At 43.1% G+C, this 17339-nt stretch carries 18 protein-coding genes and 1 CRISPR repeat array; of the genes, 8 read left to right on the forward strand and 10 right to left on the reverse strand.

All coding sequences use genetic code 11. From position 1 onward, the window contains the following. The 4 genes from AC3WVG_RS09140 to rpsF form a co-directional block, all read right to left on the reverse strand. Nucleotides 1-247: DnaB-like helicase N-terminal domain-containing protein (locus AC3WVG_RS09140; protein ID WP_488797831.1), on the reverse strand; the 247-nt coding region annotated here is incomplete at its 3' end. Continuing rightward, on the reverse strand, nucleotides 210-686 hold the full coding sequence (rplI, locus tag AC3WVG_RS09145) for a 50S ribosomal protein L9 (protein WP_488797832.1): 477 nt from the start codon (nucleotides 684-686) through the stop codon (nucleotides 210-212). The genes rplI and AC3WVG_RS09140, both read right to left, overlap by 38 nt. A gap of 12 nt (nucleotides 687-698) precedes the next feature. Next, nucleotides 699-956: a 30S ribosomal protein S18 gene (gene rpsR / locus AC3WVG_RS09150; protein WP_252380140.1), complete on the reverse strand. Its 258-nt coding sequence runs from the start codon at nucleotides 954-956 to the stop codon at nucleotides 699-701. Next, a complete protein-coding gene (gene rpsF, locus AC3WVG_RS09155; protein ID WP_488797833.1) occupies nucleotides 957-1268 on the reverse strand; it encodes a 30S ribosomal protein S6 in 312 nt (103 codons plus the stop codon). It lies immediately after the preceding gene. A 1105-nt stretch (nucleotides 1269-2373) separates the two neighbouring features. On the opposite strand from rpsF, the gene cas6 reads away from it, so the two are divergent. From cas6 to cas2, 8 genes are read left to right on the forward strand one after another with little or no spacing between them, the layout of a single operon-like run. Continuing rightward, nucleotides 2374-3126: a CRISPR-associated endoribonuclease Cas6 gene (gene cas6, locus AC3WVG_RS09160; protein WP_488797834.1), complete on the forward strand. Its 753-nt coding sequence runs from the start codon at nucleotides 2374-2376 to the stop codon at nucleotides 3124-3126. Further along, the gene (gene cas8a1, locus AC3WVG_RS09165; RefSeq protein WP_488797835.1) at nucleotides 3123-4766 is read left to right on the forward strand and encodes a type I-B CRISPR-associated protein Cas8b1/Cst1; all 1644 of its coding nucleotides are present in this window, start codon (nucleotides 3123-3125) and stop codon (nucleotides 4764-4766) included. Before cas6 ends, cas8a1 begins: the two co-directional genes overlap by 4 nt. Before the next feature lie 2 nt (nucleotides 4767-4768). Further along, complete coding sequence (gene cas7i, locus AC3WVG_RS09170) at nucleotides 4769-5653, forward strand: type I-B CRISPR-associated protein Cas7/Cst2/DevR (RefSeq protein ID WP_488797836.1); 885 nt, start codon at nucleotides 4769-4771, stop codon at nucleotides 5651-5653. 3 nt (nucleotides 5654-5656) lie between these two features. Next, nucleotides 5657-6367: a CRISPR-associated protein Cas5 gene (gene cas5 / locus AC3WVG_RS09175; RefSeq protein WP_488797837.1), complete on the forward strand. Its 711-nt coding sequence runs from the start codon at nucleotides 5657-5659 to the stop codon at nucleotides 6365-6367. A 4-nt stretch (nucleotides 6368-6371) separates the two neighbouring features. Beyond that, nucleotides 6372-8576 carry a CRISPR-associated helicase Cas3' gene (cas3, locus tag AC3WVG_RS09180; RefSeq protein ID WP_488797838.1) on the forward strand — a complete coding sequence of 735 codons (2205 nt, stop codon included), beginning with the start codon at nucleotides 6372-6374 and terminating at the stop codon, nucleotides 8574-8576. Next, nucleotides 8557-9069 carry a CRISPR-associated protein Cas4 gene (gene cas4, locus AC3WVG_RS09185; protein WP_488797839.1) on the forward strand — a complete coding sequence of 171 codons (513 nt, stop codon included), beginning with the start codon at nucleotides 8557-8559 and terminating at the stop codon, nucleotides 9067-9069. The genes cas3 and cas4 overlap by 20 nt, the downstream gene beginning before the upstream one ends. A gap of 13 nt (nucleotides 9070-9082) precedes the next feature. Further along, nucleotides 9083-10072 carry a type I-B CRISPR-associated endonuclease Cas1b gene (gene cas1b / locus AC3WVG_RS09190; RefSeq protein ID WP_488797840.1) on the forward strand — a complete coding sequence of 330 codons (990 nt, stop codon included), beginning with the start codon at nucleotides 9083-9085 and terminating at the stop codon, nucleotides 10070-10072. Between the two features lies 1 nt (nucleotide 10073). Next, nucleotides 10074-10355 (forward strand): CRISPR-associated endonuclease Cas2, encoded by a 282-nt coding sequence (cas2, locus tag AC3WVG_RS09195; protein ID WP_488797841.1) that lies wholly within the window; start codon nucleotides 10074-10076, stop codon nucleotides 10353-10355. 115 nt (nucleotides 10356-10470) lie between these two features. Then, nucleotides 10471-11476: direct repeats of the CRISPR family, unit length 29 nt; unit sequence GTTTTAGCACCCAATTGTGGGATTTAAAG. Nucleotides 11477-11587: 111 nt separating this feature from the next. On the opposite strand, the gene AC3WVG_RS09200 is transcribed toward cas2, so the two are convergent. From AC3WVG_RS09200 to AC3WVG_RS09225, 6 genes are all read right to left on the reverse strand, one after another. Further along, complete coding sequence (locus tag AC3WVG_RS09200; RefSeq protein WP_252380143.1) at nucleotides 11588-12133, reverse strand: Fe-S-containing hydro-lyase; 546 nt, start codon at nucleotides 12131-12133, stop codon at nucleotides 11588-11590. After that, the gene (locus AC3WVG_RS09205) at nucleotides 12133-12969 is read right to left on the reverse strand and encodes a fumarate hydratase (RefSeq protein ID WP_488797842.1); all 837 of its coding nucleotides are present in this window, start codon (nucleotides 12967-12969) and stop codon (nucleotides 12133-12135) included. The genes AC3WVG_RS09200 and AC3WVG_RS09205 overlap by 1 nt, the downstream gene beginning before the upstream one ends. A 241-nt stretch (nucleotides 12970-13210) precedes the next feature. After that, on the reverse strand, nucleotides 13211-13954 hold the full coding sequence (locus AC3WVG_RS09210) for a fumarate reductase iron-sulfur subunit (protein ID WP_488797843.1): 744 nt from the start codon (nucleotides 13952-13954) through the stop codon (nucleotides 13211-13213). 2 nt (nucleotides 13955-13956) lie between these two features. After that, the gene (locus tag AC3WVG_RS09215) at nucleotides 13957-15801 is read right to left on the reverse strand and encodes a fumarate reductase flavoprotein subunit (RefSeq protein WP_488797844.1); all 1845 of its coding nucleotides are present in this window, start codon (nucleotides 15799-15801) and stop codon (nucleotides 13957-13959) included. Between the two features lie 15 nt (nucleotides 15802-15816). Then, a complete protein-coding gene (locus AC3WVG_RS09220) occupies nucleotides 15817-16461 on the reverse strand; it encodes a succinate dehydrogenase/fumarate reductase transmembrane subunit (RefSeq protein ID WP_488797845.1) in 645 nt (214 codons plus the stop codon). A 40-nt stretch (nucleotides 16462-16501) separates the two neighbouring features. Next, nucleotides 16502-17146, reverse strand: a complete 645-nt coding sequence (locus AC3WVG_RS09225; RefSeq protein WP_488797846.1) for a succinate dehydrogenase/fumarate reductase transmembrane subunit — start codon at nucleotides 17144-17146, stop codon at nucleotides 16502-16504. Nucleotides 17147-17339 lie beyond the last annotated feature (193 nt).

The following is a 17339-nucleotide window of genomic DNA, read 5'->3' on the forward strand; positions in this document are numbered from 1 at the left end:
AAAAGGACTGATAAATTATTCTGTGGGCCGGTGAATAGAAATCATCCTCGTCCAGAGTATCGACAAGGGAGTGCAGGACAGAATTAGACAAAAAAACCCCCCCTAAAACGGCCTGCTCAGCCTCCAAATTTTGGGGGGGGACTTTACGCAGCAATTCCGCGGAGACCCTGTCCAGAGTCCCCGCGCCTGCCAGACCCTGATCCTGGTCCTTATGCTTCGGCCTCTTCCTGGGCCTCTTCTCTTCCATGTTTGACTACTTTTACTTTAACCTGGGCCACTACATCAGGATGCAATTTAATCTCTACCTCATACTCACCCAGGGAACGGATAGAATCATCCAACTTAATTTTGCGTCTATCTACTTCCAGCCCCATTTCAGCCAGAGCATTAGCAATATTGGATGAGGTTACAGAACCGTAGAGCTTGTCGTTTTCACCAACGCGCACAGGAATAACAACTTCTGTTGCACTCAACTTATCAGCCAGCTCTTGAGCGGCAAAACGGATAGCATCCATCTTTTGTTGCAGCTTTTTCCGCTCCAACTCAAAGGCATTCAAATTGGCCTTAGTAGCCGGCATGGCCAAGCCCTGAGGAACAAGATAGTTCCGAGCATAACCAGGCCTGACTTCAACTACATCCCCCAAGCGCCCAAGATTATCTATATCAGCCCTAAGTATTACACGCATAGCTCACACTCCCTAAATTGTCTTCTTTTTCACTTCAGTGCTGTGGGTAGCAGTATAATAGAGCAAAGCCATCTGCCTGGCCCGCTTAATCTCTCTAGTCAAGGCCCGCTGGTGTTTGGCGCAGGTCCCGGTAATTCTGCGGGCAATAATCTTACCCCGATCTGTAATAAAATCTTTTAGTATATTCACATTCTTATAATCAATGACCAGATCTTTGTTAGCACAAAAACGACAAAATTTCTTTCTTGGGGTGAATCTCCTATAAGCCATCTACTTTTCCTCCTGCTCAAATTTGTCCGCCAGCTTCACGGTCAAAAACTTAAAAATACCGTCAGTGATCCTGATATTGCGTTCCAGCTCACCAACAAACTCTGGCGGCAGGGCATATTCCAAGCGAACATAATAGCCTCTGGTCTGCTTGCGCACTGGATAGGCCAAGTCTTTCATTCCCCACTCATCAACCGTCAGGACCTGCCCTTGGTCCCTATCAATTATTGTCGACAGATTTTCGAGAACTGCCTGCCGACCATCAGCCCCGATTTCCGGACTGAGCAAGAGAAGTGTCTCGTACTTCTTAAGCATAATACCTCCTTATGGTCTTTTGGCCCTTGTTTATTTTCAAGGGCAAGGAAACGTTGATTCATATTTGCAAACAAACGTCGTGTCAAGCTTATCTGATCATAATCATTTAAGGGGTAGGGATTAAGGGGTACAGGGTAAGGGTAACTTACTTGTTCCGCTCTTTTATTTTTAACCGCAGACCCACGCAGACTAACGCAGACATTCTTGTTCGGCAGACTTTGCCGAACAAAAAACTGACGGCCTTATAGGCCGTGGTTAAACTTAGTAACAATCTCTTTCCGGGTGTACGGCCCCATATCCAATAACCATCCTACCTGGCCAACCACTCACCTACTACTCAACCACTCAACCCAAGTGCAGCCATCAAATGCACCCCTTACGCCCACATCCCCATCCTAAATTGAACGCTTTTTTGGCAGTTTATACTTTGAAATTGCTTCGCTCCGCTTTGCTTAAGCTCGCAATGACAGGGGCAGGATTGTCATTGCGAGGGCAGCTTCGCTGCCCGTGGCAATCTCACCCATTGAGTGAAAATCGCTGACCCAAAATCTACTTTTATTCCAATGTGTTTAATGTAAAACCAAATTAAAAATAGCTCAACTTAGACTAACCGAGTATTTTTTTCTCTTTGTTCCTTCATGATTAGTCCTTACTAGCCTGTAAAAGTTTGACCTGCTTGCTCACAAAAACTCATATATCAATCTTATCTGTGTCTACTTAATAGGTGAGCAACATATATTTCTGGACAAATTCTATAAAAAAACTTTTATAAAAAATATATTTGCCTATCGATAAGTCAAAAAAATAACTGGATATCTGGATAGATTACCATGATACAAAACATCATTATCAAGAATAAATTCCTATGAAAACATTCTTAGAAAACTCACACTTAAAAAATAAAAATCCATTAAAATACAACAGGAAATATCTGACAACATTCACAAAATACGATAACTCTCATAAAGGATATCTTTGTCAGATTTTATATTGATAGGCACTCTTTCATTTGAAGAAACATAAATCTGCTTTGCAGTTTGCTTTAATAATTGTTATTTGCTATAAAGAGAGTACTTTTTTAAAATTCTATACAAGAGGCAAAAAAATGCGTTTTCAAGCAAGCATTCAACTTCAAGGAGATCCACCCGTTAAAATCCCGGTTCAATACCGAAAAAATCTGATGTCACTGATCAAAGAGTCACTGAAATCCGACAACAGCCAAGGCGATCTTTTCAGCCAGTTTTATGGCGAAAAGGCCAAAAACCAACCAAAGCCCTTTACCTTTTCTGTTCAACTTCCGGTTAAGGATAGGGAAAAGACAAAAAGCTGCAATTGTTTTGTTTTGGCCCAAAATCAGTTCCACTTATTTTTCTCCGCCTGCGACCAGGTCTTTTTGATTCATGTTTATAATGGCTTGGTCAATCTTAAAAAGAGCTACACTCTGTTTCCTGGCCTTCATGCCACTATCCGGGGCTTTGCTTTACAAAAGGAGCAAAAAATCGAGTCTGAGGAAATGGTTTTTAAAACTTTTTCCCCGTTTCTGGTTCGGGATATCCAGAACAAAAAGGGAAAGGGCTTTCTGTCCTTTGAGCAGGAGGGCTTTGAATGGCAACTGCTTCACACCGTACAGAACCTCTGTCAAAATTTTATAGACAAAAATTACGAGCTATCAACGGCAAATTTTGAGTTTACCCCGGTCAAATGCAAGGCCACGCCAGTTCCTCTTTACGGCAACGAAATTGGCAATTCCGGAATTTTTCGGCTCAAAGCGCCTGTCGAAGTCCTGCAATTGATTTATGACGCCGGCCTGGGGGCAAAACGGTCTCAAGGGTTTGGTATGCTGGAGGTGATGGGATGAGACATAAGATTTACATGAGGGATTGGTATTTCAACGCTGGAATCGTAGGATTTCTGAGCACGATTACCGATGGCAAGCCATTGGATGAAATCGAAAAAATTGAAGGGTTGACCGTTGGTGACAACTTCATTGAATTCGAGGACGAGATTTTTAATGGATTCGCCGAAAACTTCAAAAAACAGGCTTTTTTGGAATTCTTCAATCAAGCCGCCTATCTTAACAGACTTCAGAACCATTTAGGCGAACTGGAGAAAAAAAAGATAAGACCCAAAAGCATTCCCAAACGCATTTCCGACATTGAAAAATCACCCTATCAAAACTTTGTAAAACTTTTGGCTGTTTCACTTGAGGACACAAAAAACCAAAAAGAGCTAACACAAAAACTTGCGGAAGGGATGGAGCGGATAAAGGAACTGACGTCAATGGGGATATTTAATCGTTTAAATGACTCACAAGAAGGCAGGGATTCCATCCGAAACTTCATCAAAACCCGATTAAAAGGTGTTTGTGCTCATGATAAACTAAAAACATATATCGAAGAGATCAAGAATACGAATTACAACAAGAAGCTAAAACCTAATGACATTTGCCCATCTTGCCAGAAAAGAAAAAGTAAATACGAGTTTAGCAACTCTATTTCCAATATCATCGGATTCAATAAGGATAATTCTAATTGGACTTGGGCGTACAAAGCGACACATATCAAGATTTGTCCGCACTGTTCCCTGCTCTACAATTGTGCATTTATTTCTTTTGCTTATATGCTTCAAAAAGTTGAAGGAAAGTGGCAAAATTTTTTCTATTTTCTCAATCATAACTCAGATTTGCCAGAACTATACAATGCTGTGGAAATGTTTAAGCGAGAATTAAAACACGATGAAAAAAACAGACCATTGTATGCCATGATTAAACATACGGTCAGGCTTGTACACTCAAAACAAGCTCAAAGTATTCATAGAAACATAAATTTTATTGAAATAGTCGACAGCCCCATTATGGGAGGACAAGGCACCAAGGGTTACAATGTTTACAACTATAACATCGATAAGGATATCGCTGAGTTTTTGTACAAATACTTCTCACAGGACAATTTGCCTAGCGGATATTACAAGTTCAAGAATACTTATTATCCGGTGGAAGAAATTCTGATCAAACATTGTATCCAAAGGCAGGTTGATTACTCGCTATTGCACAGGTTCTTTTCAATGTACGTCAGTAATTCCATAGAAAGTCGGTATAGTCTGAAGAGTATCACGTCATTTATCTTTAATTATTTTCAAAGCATTGGGAGAAGAGGTATGGAAGGTCAAAAAAGTCAAAAAATTATCAAAAAGGGGTTTAAAAGCGGTATCGAATTGAGAAACAGACTGCTTGCGGCAAAAAAGGAGAACCAAATTGGCGGGTTAGTTTATCGTTTTTTAAACGATTTGAAAATCGCAGATCGGGAGCGATTTCTGGATAAATATATCCGCGCTATGATGGCACAACAACTTCCTATCTACTTCGCTCAGGATGAGATGTTGGATGACGACTATTTTCTTCAGTTTGGTTATTCCTTCATCAATGGACTTTTGGCTCAGGACCAATCCAAAAAAAGAAAAGATACGGAAGCCTCAAGCAAAACTCAGGAGGTAAACTAATCATGAGTGGAAAATATCTTCATCTGGCTGTTATTTTCAAGGGCGAAAACCTCAATTATGGCGAAAGCGTGGGAAACATCCTTTCCCTGAAAAAGGTGGCTAGCGAAGGAAAAAACTTTTCTTATATCAGCAGGCAGGCCCTTCGCTATGACATGGTGAGAATGCTCAGGGAAATGTACGGATACGAATGGGCTACCGTGGATCGAGAAGGCGGGGTAGTGCAGTTTAGCACCAACTCATCCATCAAAGATTTTCCAGAGATTGATTTCTTTGGGTATATGAAAACTGCCCAGGGAAGCAAGATCAGAAAGGCGGTGGTACGGCTTACCAATGCTGTCAGCCTGGAGCCTTTCCATAATGAGCTTGATTTTTCTACAAACAAGGGACTTGCCGACCGAATTTCTCTACAAAACGACATTTATCAAACCGAGATACATCGATCTCATTATTGTTATACCCTAACCTGTAGTCTTGATGAAATCGGAAAGGATGAAATAGACGGAATCGATCTACCAGGAGCGGAAAAGGTCAAAAGACTTCAAGCACTGATGAACGTAATCAAGCTCCTTTACCGAGACATCAAGGGTAAACGGGAGAACTTGTCCCCGCTTTTTGTTATCGGTGGAATTTATGAGGCAGGTAACCCTTTTTTTTACAATCGGATCAAGCTCAGCTTTACAAAAGACAAGACATTGATTGACGCTCAAATGCTGAATGCCGTACTCAAAACCCAAGTTTTAAAGAAAACCGTGGAAGATCAAACCGCTCTAGGATACGTGAACGGCGAGTTTACCAACATTGATTCTATCAATGTGCCTCAAAGGGGAGACATTGAGGATTTCTTTAAATGGCTGAACCAAAAAGTCGCAAATCACTACAATGGATAAGCGATGCAAGCCGTTAAAATAAAGCTCTACCAGAATATGGTGAATTACCGAAAGGAAATGAGCTACGGGTATGTACAAACCTATCCTTTGCCCACGCCTTCCATGATTCGGGGAATGGCTCATGCCTTGCTGGAACTCAATAAATATCACAATATGAGAATTTCCGTGCAGGGCAACCATACCTCTGTGGTGACCAACATGCAAAAGGTTTACAAATTCGACAGGGAGCGAAAAAGCCGCCCCAAGAATCCTTACGATGTGACAGTCGGTAAATCCCAAAAAACTGCTCTTCACGGAATCTTGTTCGTGGACGAGATCGTGGACATGAACGTGGTGCTTCACATCTGCTTTGATCAACCTGAACTCAACACCAAACTTCTGGAAGCAGTCAAACAAAAAACCGTGATTCTGGGCAGAAACGAGGATATCGCCCGTTTAGACTTTGAGGCCACAAAGCTGGTTAAACTCTCTGAATCAGACGAGGATCAAACTTTTGCCCACAGTATCTACCTTCCCCATGATCTAGCCCGAAAAGCGTTTCTTAAAGGAACTGCCTACCGGTTGCCCTTTTATTATTTTCCGGTCAAATCTTTTGAAGACAAGCGGATATTTGAATTCGTTGACGTGGTGTATATCTCCAAGGGCAGTGAACTCCGGGAAACCAATCACATAATCGACGAAGATGGGGATATTGTTAGCTTTCTTGAGGTGTAAATCTATGACTGAGGTGTTTGCCAAATCTAAAAACCAGGAAAGCATTGCCGAGCACACAAGCAGGCTGTTGAAAAACTATGAATACCTCAAACAAGGCGCTTATCTAGATTCAGAGAAAATTCGTCTTTATGACCAAGCCATCAAGAAGATTCTCTGGTATCATGACCTGGGAAAGCTCAACCATAAGTTCCAAAACAAAATCAGAAAAATTTTAGGCTACTCCCCGATAAAATTGGCCGAACTCTCTGATTATCACGAGATTCCACATGAATGGCTTTCAGTAGCTTTTATCTCCAAATCGGACCAGAATTTTTTTAAATCCTTGAATCAAACGAGACTCCGGTTTACGGATCTGGTGCGGTATTGCATTGCCTTTCACCATACACGTTCCGCCCACGTTACTTTTGACAAAGAGGCGTTTGAAAATTTTGTGTGTCTTGATCTGGAAAAAAGCAAGGGAAAACTGGGGATTAACTTTCCCCTGAATCCTTATTGCAACATTGAAAACATCCGGAGGTTTGTGGATGATCATTTCCGAGACTACTTTCCCCTGCTGATCTTTATAAAAGGGATTCTCCACAAATGCGACTATTCGGCCTCGGCAGATGTGCCCCCGGAAAAACCTTATCAGGGTGATTATCAAAAGGACTTTCAGACCTGGTTGACACGGAAGGGATTCACTCTTCGCAACTATCAGCAGGAGGCAAAAGCCCTGTCCGATAAAAATCTTATTTTTATCGCTTCAACTGGCGCTGGAAAAACCGAATATGCTATAAACTGGCTAAACGGTGATAAGGGGTTTTACCTGCTTGGTATTCGTACCGCAGTCAACGCCATGTTTGAGCGCTTTAAGCAAATATTCGGAGAGGAAAACACCAGTTTGCTTCACGGGGAAACCAGTTACTTTCTAGCTGACGAGACAGAAGATGAAAGCACCTATCTTGAAAAATTGGCAAAGGCCCGACAGCTTTCCTATCCGATCACGGTAGCCACTGCTGACCAGCTTGTCACATCGGTTTTTAAATATAATACCTTTGAACTACCTTATTTAACCGCTTCTTATTCAAAAATTGTCGTGGACGAAATTCAGAGCTTTGCACCAGAAGCCATTGCCGCTACTGTAACTTTTTTAAAAGAGATACATGAGCTGGGCGGAAAGTTTTTGTTGATGACTGCCACACTTCCACCGTTTATTAAGAATCAGTTACAATCACTTGAGGAAACCGTTGTTCCGAAGCCCGCACTTACCAGGATGAAAAGGCATCGTATCCAATGTCTTTCCCAGCCTATCGAAGCCGAGGAAACCATCGCCAAAATCCAAACCTTTGCCAGAAAAAACAAAAAGATTTTGCTCATCTGCAATACTGTAAGAAAGGTCCAGGCCCTATATAAAAAACTACGCGCTTTCAAACCAAAGCTACTTCATTCCCAATTTATCAACAAGGACAGAAGGGAAAAGGAAAATCAAATCATAGCCGCAACAAAACGGAAAAGCGACAAGAGCTGTATCTGGATCACGACCCAGATAGTTGAAGCCAGCCTGGACATAGACTTTGATCTGCTGTTTACGGAATGTGCTACCATTGAAAGCATCCTTCAACGCTTTGGAAGATGTTTTCGGCAAAGGGATTATTCGGAGCAAATTCCCAATATTTTTATCTGTCCTTTCGACAAAAGCACCAAGCTCATTTACGATCCCGAGCTCATGGGCCGCACCTGGGAGATTTTGCAAAGCTATGATTGTACCTTACTCTCTGAGCAGGACAAGCACGACATGGTGGAAAAGGTGTTCCAAGATATTGAGGATACTCGGTATTATCAAAAATTTACGGAGCGAAAGGAGCTTTTGGCCTTTGGCATTCGAACCAAATCCAAAAGCGAGGCCCAGCAACTTTTCAGGAATATCTTGAATAATTACGTGGTGATTCCAGATCCAGTATATAAAACTCATCAAAAGACAATCGAATCGCTCATTAAGGCAATAGATTCTCCGGGGGAACTACTAGAAAAAATAAAGGAAAAACGGGAATTATTGAAATATTCCTTTCCCGCACAGATCTATCAAACAAAACAAAGTCTGCTAAAGGAGATAGATTCGGTCTTTTGTCGGCGAAATCAAATATTTCGCCTTGCAGGAGTTGAATACAGCAAGGAAGTAGGAATGGCATTTTTAGAAGACTACAAGGATTATGACAATTTTATCCTCTAGCATACCACCCCGCATCACCGGCGTTCAAATCAACTACTATTTTGTGTGCAAACGCAAGTTGTGGCTCTTTTCCCATCACATTCAGTTGGAGCACACCAGCGAGTCTGTGGAAATGGGAAATGTTTTGCATGGATACAGCTATGTCAGAAAACGCAAGGAGATTCAGTTGGACGACATCAAGATCGACTTTTTCGATAAAAACCAGGGTATCATCAACGAGGTTAAAAAATCCAGGGCCATTGAGGAGTCCCACATTTGGCAGTTGAAATATTACATTTACCACTTCAAACGCTTGGGAATCGAAGTTATCGGCCAGATTGATTACCCCCTGCTTCGACGGCGACTTCCCATTGCACTGAGCCCCGAGGACGAAGCAGAGATCGAGCGGATCATGGAAGATATAGAAGAAATCAATACCAGACAAAAACCCCCAAAACCAACCGGCAAAAGATTTTGCAAAAAATGCAGCTATTATGAATTGTGTTATGTGTGAGGCACACATTTAGATGAGGGATTATTATATCTTCCGTTCCGGCAGGATCAGCCGCAAGGATCATTCGGTAATGTTCACTTACACCGAGGACAAGGCCAAAAAACGGGTCCCCATTCCGGTCAATGACATTGACTCCCTCTATCTTTTTGGCGAGGTCGATCTTAATACCAAGCTACTAAATTTTTTCGCTCAACAGCAGATCATGATGCATTTTTTCAACTACTATGGCTATTACAGCGGCACCTATTATCCGCGAGAATTCCTGAATTCCGGCGAAGTACTAGTACGCCAGGTCTCTCACTACACCAGCAGGAAAAAGCGACTGGCCCTTGCTCGAGAATTCACTAAGGGAGCGGCGTACGGAACTATACAGAATCTCAAGCGCTACAAGGACAAAACAGGGAAACAGCTTGCCCAGATTCAGGCTTTAAAATCCCAACTTGATGAACAAAATAGCGTATCCGCGCTCATGGGGGTAGAGGGAAACATTAAGGAGAGCTATTATCGGGCTTTTCCCGCCATCATCAATCAAAAAATCGAGTTTAAAAAGCGGGTCAAAAAACCACCTGATAACATGATGAATGCCTTGATCTCCTTTGTAAACAGCATGATCTACACCGGAATTTTGAAGGAAATTTACAAAACCCAACTCAATCCCACCATCAGCTATCTGCATGAGCCGGGATATCGGCGTTTTTCCCTGTCCCTGGATATGGCTGAGATATTCAAGCCCATTTTCGGGGATCGGATTATTTTTTTCCTCCTCAACAACGGAAAACTGAGCAAAAAGCATTTTGATAAAGAACTCAACTATGCCTATCTCAAAAAAGATGGGAGAAAACTCGTGATACAAGCTTTGGAGGATAAACTCTGTACTACCGTGACACATAGGCAGTTAAAACGAAAGGTGAGCTACCGCCGGCTGATACGACTTGAACTCCACAAATTGGTCAAGCATCTCCTGGGAGAAAAAGAATACAAAAGTTTCAGGATATGGTGGTAATATGTATGTGGTAGCAGTTTATGACATCTGTACGATGGAGAAGGACGGTCAGCGGCGGCTGACCAAGGTGATGAAAACTTTTAGAAAATATTTGCACCATACTCAAAAGTCTGTTTTTGAAGGGGAAATCAGCCAGGCAAAACTCATGGGACTTCAAATGGAGGTAAAAAGAATCATCAAGGTCTCAGAGGACTACGTAGTCTTCTTTCGTATCGACAACCCAAATAATGTCAAAAGAGACATGCTGGGGTTAAATTTTGATCCGACATCTCAAATTATTTAGGGAAGTTGCACGCCAACCGCACTATTGGAACTTCGAGATTTCGTCGAGCTTCACAAAAAGCTTGTATTGTTTCAAGTTCCTGATTTTACTTAATTTTGCAAACCCAATGTAATGGGTTTTAGCACCCAATTGTGGGATTTAAAGAAAAAAAACGACTTCTGCTGTTTAGTCCTTTTATCAGTTTTAGCACCCAATTGTGGGATTTAAAGAATTTAACATGCTCTAAAAAGGTTCTCGTTTATCCGGTTTTAGCACCCAATTGTGGGATTTAAAGGGAACATGAACGGGACAAAGCGGAACAGTTTATCTAAGTTTTAGCACCCAATTGTGGGATTTAAAGTGTAACTGCAGCAGTGTTTTTTGCAAAAGGAGACTGGTTTTAGCACCCAATTGTGGGATTTAAAGCGATATGTGAGCAGGCTTGTGGTAGGCCCTGTGTTGGTTTTAGCACCCAATTGTGGGATTTAAAGCTAGCTTACGCATCCATTTGTTGTTGTAAGTCTTAGGTTTTAGCACCCAATTGTGGGATTTAAAGTTCTCTAGGCCCAGGCATCAAGTAAGGAATATCTAAGTTTTAGCACCCAATTGTGGGATTTAAAGTTTATTATTTAACTTGTTAATCTCTGGCTTATAAAAGTTTTAGCACCCAATTGTGGGATTTAAAGCGGATTCTTTAATGGATTTTGTTGGTAATTATCCTGGTTTTAGCACCCAATTGTGGGATTTAAAGCAACAAGGGCATGGTTTTAACTTATTTTTCATCACCGTTTTAGCACCCAATTGTGGGATTTAAAGTTTGGAAGTAATGATAAAGATGATGAAATTAAAACTGTTTTAGCACCCAATTGTGGGATTTAAAGAAATACCCGCAGGCATCGACTATGTTATCACGTTTGGTTTTAGCACCCAATTGTGGGATTTAAAGCACGTATTCGCTCTTCTAGTTCCGGCGGATCTTTGTGTTTTAGCACCCAATTGTGGGATTTAAAGGCTTGTGACAAACCCCCTAATCTCTCGTCACTTAGAAGTTTTAGCACCCAATTGTGGGATTTAAAGTTGTAATTATTAGTGGTAAATTTAAGGGTTTTGTCAGTTTTAGCACCCAATTGTGGGATTTAAAGGCATATACCTACAGGAAAAACCACCCTGGCTACCCGACCCTGAAAAACCATAAATGTCAGATTAAATCGTGACTAGCGCAAATAAGAAGTTACCCTTAATTCATTTAACATTTACCCGAGTTTTGGTTTTGCGTACAACTCGCCTCCATATGCATCATTAACTACCAAAAGTGGAAAATTTTCAACTTTTAATACCCGGATGGCTTCTGGTCCAAGCTCCTCATAGGCTATGACTTTGGCCTGGACAATACATTTGGAAAGCAATGCTCCGGCCCCCCCTGTTGCACCAAAATAAACAGCCTTGTATTCTTTCAAGGCTTCCTTAACTTCTTCACTACGCTTGCCCTTGCCTATTGTGGCCTTAACACCTAAACCATACAGTCTTGGAGCATATGTATCCATCCTGTAACTGCTTGTAGGGCCGGCAGAACCAATTGGACGTCCCGGAGGCGCAGGACTTGGACCCACATAATAAATTACCGCCCCCTCAAGCGGAAAAGGTAGTTTATCTCCCCTGTCCAATGCCTGGATCAATCTTTTATGCGCAGCATCCCTGGCCGTATAGACAACTCCGGAAAGGAGAACCTTATCACCGGCTTTAAGCTGTAAAATATCTTCATCTGTAAGTGGTGTCTGCAATTTATACTCGTTACTCATTAGAACTCTACCTCCACATGTCTGGCTGAGTGACACTGAATGTTTACGGCCAGAGGCAAACTGGCAATATGACAGGGTGCCATTTCTATCTTTACTCCTAAGGCAGTAAACTTACCCCCCATACCCATAGGGCCTATACCCAAATCATTTATGGCCGCGAGCAGCTCTTCTTCCATCCTAGCAATTTCCGGGTCATTGTGAGGCACATTCAAAGGTCTGAACAGAGCCTTTTTGGCCAATATAGGAGCATAGTCAAAGGTCCCGCCTATGCCAACCCCAACTATAATCGGCGGACAAGGATTAGGGCCAGCCTCGGCAACCCTGTTCACTACAAATTCCTTAATCCCTTCCCAGCCCTGGGCCGGAGTAAGCATGGTCGCCCTGGACATGTTCTCACTACCTCCGCCCTTGGCCATGAACTTGAGCTTTAGTTTGTCTCCCGGAATCAAGTCTATATGAATAATAGCCGGAGTATTATCGCCGGTATTTTCCCTGGTCAAAGGATGACAAACAGATTTACGAAGATATCCCTGTTCATAACCCTGGCGGACACCTTCGTTGATGGCTGCATACAGATCACCATCCAGGCAACACTCTTGGCCTAGCTCCACAAAAAATACAGCCAGACCTGTATCCTGGCAAAGCGGCAACCTGGTCTCAGCAGCCAGGTTGGCATTATCCAAAAGCTGCTGCAAAATCTCTCTGCCGGATGAACTCTCTTCCTCTTCCCTGGCCTTTAAGATAGCCTGATAAACATCTTCAGACAGGCTGACATTGGCTTGCACCACCAATTGTGCAACCCTCTCCGTGATTTCTTTTACCTTGATTTGACGCATTTCCTCTCCCGATATTAATTATAGATTATGATGGTGGGGAGTTTAGAAGTTGGGTCTCGCCTGTTCCAACAAACCCGACCGTGATTGTCATGGACAAAAGGAATTAACTCAAATCTTTCTGATGAAAGTCAAAGATATTTCGCTGATTGCAAATATTTTCACGATTATTGGCATTCACACACTCATTACACCAACCCATCTTTGGCAGTGTAAACTCAACAAAACTCAATACGGAATTTCACTATTTCTTCCAGGAAAAAAATTTCTTCACAACAGAAAGACCCATTTTACGACGTAAATAGCCTAGTTGATCCTGAAGAGGCAACTTCTTGGGGCAAACATCCTCACAGGCCAAAAGTCCCATGCACCCGAATATGCCCTGGTCAGTGCCAATAACTTCAAAGTAGTCTTTATCCGTCCTCTTGTCCCTTGGGTCGAGAATAAACCTGGCAATCCGGTTCAAAGCCACCGCGCCAAGAAAATCCTCACGCATCTGGGCCGTGGCACAGGCAGCCACACAACAGCCGCATTCAATGCAGCGATCCAATTCATAGACCTGCTCTGCCAAGGCATTGTCCATTCGTTCTTCTTCTGCCTCGGGGTCAAACTCTTTGTCAGTATGCACCCAGGATTCTATCCTCTCATTCATAGACCGAAACCACGTGCCTGTATCCACAGATAGATCACCTATCAGCTTAAAGCCGGGTAAAGGCATAAGATTGATCTGATCAGGCAGGTCTTTGGTTTTAGTGTGGCAGGCCAAGCCCGGTCGGCCATTTATTATCATGGCGCAAGCCCCGCAAATTGCTGCCCGGCAACAAAAATCAAACTGCAAAGAAGGATCCTGCTCCTCGCGAATCCGGTTCAAAGCAATAAACAAGGTCATATTATCTGTTTCATCCAGATAGTAGGCCTGCATGTGCGGTTTTGAATCATGGTTCTCTGGATTGTAGCGGAAGATATTGATATTGAGCATTCTGACCATGACTATTCCTCTATTTCTCCTTGTTTGATTTCAGCAGGAATAATTTTTCCACCACCATAACCTCTCTCGCCCGGAGGCATCTCAACCACCTTTGTTGCCGGCTCATATTTCAGGGTAGGCAGGGTTGCCCCATCTTCCCAGTAAGCCAGGGTACGCACCCACCAGTCTCTATCATTTCTGGCCGGGTAATCTTCCCGGGCATGTGAGCCACGACTCTCCTTGCGCTCCAGTGCGCCGTATGCAACACACAGGGCAAGCTTCACCATTCCCGGCATTTTCAAAGCAAGCGCTAGTTCCGGATTAGCCCCAATGCCATCTGAGCGCAGACCTATATTCTGGGCCCGCTCATAAACCTCCTGAAGCATATGCACGGCCTTTTGCAGGTCGCTACCGTTGCGAAAAATACCCACATAATCCATGAGGATGTCCTGCATGGCATTGCGCACCTTGTATACATTTTCCTTACCGCTACCTGAAATCAACTTATTAATTCTCTCTTCCTGCCTGGCCACGCTGTCCTTAATAACCCGGCTGTTAAAATTGACCTCACAGCCCTCCAGAAAATCAGCTATCCGCTGGCCCACAATCATCCCGGCAACTACAGTCTCGGACAATGAATTGCCTCCCAGCCGGTTAAAGCCATGTAAATCCCAGCAGGCAGCCTCCCCAGCAGAGAAAAGTCCTTTTAGCCCGTAAGCTTCGCCGTATTTATTGGTCCGTACACCGCCCATGCAGTAATGTTGAGTAGGTCGCACGGGGATCAATTGATGCACCGGGTCAATCCCCAGGAAACTCTTGCAAATATCATATACTTCGCGCAGCTTTGTCTTGATGTGCTTCTCTCCCAGATGCCTGATATCCAGCCACAGATGGTCCCCGTAAGGGCTCTTGACTCCCAAGCCCTTGCGTATATGCTCTGTCATTCTTCGGGAAACCACGTCCCTGGAGGCCAGTTCGGCCTTTTCCGGCTCATAGATATGCATGAACCGCTCTTCGTTTACATCCAAAAGAATTCCGCCATCCCCGCGGCAACCTTCAGTAACCAGAATGTCTGTAGGAACAATGCCCGTGGGATGAAACTGGATGGCTTCCATATTACCCAGAGGGACAACACCGGTATCCAGGGCAATAATATGTCCACCGCCTTCATTGATCACGGCATTGGTAGAGGCACGATAAATTCGTCCAAATCCACCTGAAGCAATCAATGTGGCCTTGGCCAGATAAGCCCTTAGGGTGCCTGTCTTTAAACACCTAACCACGGCCCCGATACAATTTTCACCGTCATGGATAAGAGCAATGGCCTCACTGCGGTCATGCACTTCCACTCCGTGCTGAACAGCCACACTATCCAGGGTATATAAAACAGCATGGCCTGTGCCGTCAGAACAATAACAGGCCCGCCATTTGGCAGTGCCGCCAAAATCTCTGGCCGTAATCAACCCCTCCTTTTCCTTTTTCTCTTCCTTCTCCAGCTTCTGGCCACCTTTATAATAATAGGATTTCCCGGCAACCACCCTGTTCCAGGGCACACCCCAATAAGCCATCTGGCGGATGGCAACCGGTGCGGTTTCTGCAAACATTCGGGCCACTTCCTGATCGCATCCCCAGTCAGAACCTTTGACAGTATCCTCAAAATGTATGTCCGGAGAATCACCCTCCCCTTTAACGCAATTTCCAAGAGCTGCCTGCATTCCACCCTGGGCAGCCGAAGAATGAGACCTTCTGGCCGGGACAATGCTCAGACAGATGGCCTTGAAACCGTGCCTCGCGACTTCAACCGCTGCCCTCTCACCAGCAAGACCGGCGCCAATGCAAAGCAAGTCGGTCATAACAGTTTCTATCATTTTATGCCCCATTATTTATAAATTTATAAAGGACAAAACGTCCATTAATAACATAACAATACCAACAAGGCTAGCAGCAAGAAAAATTGTTTTTTTAGCCTGATAACGATTGCATCTTTGAACAAATCCCCATTTTACCCCAATGCGGTAAAGCCCGATAGCTGCATGTATTAATATTGTCAAAAGAAAAAATATATAAAATATAAACCACGTATAATTATGCATCCTGGCAGCACTTTTGGCTGCAGTGATAGGCAACTCAGTCATAACAGCCCATATATGAGCAGACCCTAACAATAAAATCACAAAACCCGAAGCTACCTGGGCAACCCACAACCATGTATCAACATGACTGAGCATGATAGATTGCTGCCAGATAATCTTTTGTTCCTGAAGGAGAAAAGGCATCTTCCTGGCAGCAAGAATAAAATGAAACAAAAATAAAAAAGCAATAAAAATACTACCAATTTGTGCCAGTCCTCTTTGATCAAGAAATGCAGCTATAAAATCCATCCACGTATCATTAATTACCCTGCTAGATACCAGGGTCATATGCAATAACATAAACAAAACAAGCCCTACTCCAGTCAACATCTGCAATAAATCAAGCCAGGCAGATGTCTTGCCGGAAACAGATAATCTTCTATTTACCTGCAACACATTTACCCCCTAATATCTTATAGATAACTTTGAAGCATAGTTAAAAGAAATAAAAACGCAAAAGAGTAATCAAGCCAATTATAATAAAAATACAAAACAGAGTCTTTTTCAATTTTTTGGCCTGACTGCGATTGCATCTTTTTATAAAACCCCATTTTACCCCAATGCGATAAAAACCAATGCTTACATGCAACTCCACCAGCGGTAACAAAATTAAATAAAAAACAAGCCAAAAACCGCTCTGTATTCTAGCCGCACTCTTGTCTGCCGTAATAGGTAAGTTAGTTAAAACCTCCCACATGTGAATGGAGCCCATAATCAAAATAACCACAGCAGTAACAACCTGCACTAACCAGAGCCACGTGTCAGCATGCTTAAGCATAACAGATTGCTGCCAGACAATCTTTTGTTCATGAAGTCGAAAAGGCATCTTTCTTGCTGCAAGAATAAAATGAAACAAAAACACGCCGCCAATTATGGGCCCGCCAACCTGAGCCAGACCAGTATCCTCGAAAAAACCTGCAATGGCGTTCATAAGGTCGGGGCTGATTATCACACTGGATACCAGCAGCATATGGGTCCACATAAACAAAATAAGGCCTGCGCCAGTAAGCATCTGCAATAAATCTAACCAGGCAGATGTTCTGCTGGAGGCAGGAAGCCTCTTGCTCGTGTCAGCCCACATATTACCTCCAATATTAAAACTATAACACTTTTTATGTTCATAATTATACACAGCTTTGGTTGCTTCATTGTTAAGAGTCTGTGACCAAACCCCATTTTGACTACCAGATTAGAGATCCTGGTTTCTTGAAAGCATTGTAAAGGGCTGGGTAAGACATCTTGGCGAAGCTTGCGGATAAGCAGAGCATCGGGGT

Source organism: Desulfovulcanus sp., assembly GCF_982781345.1.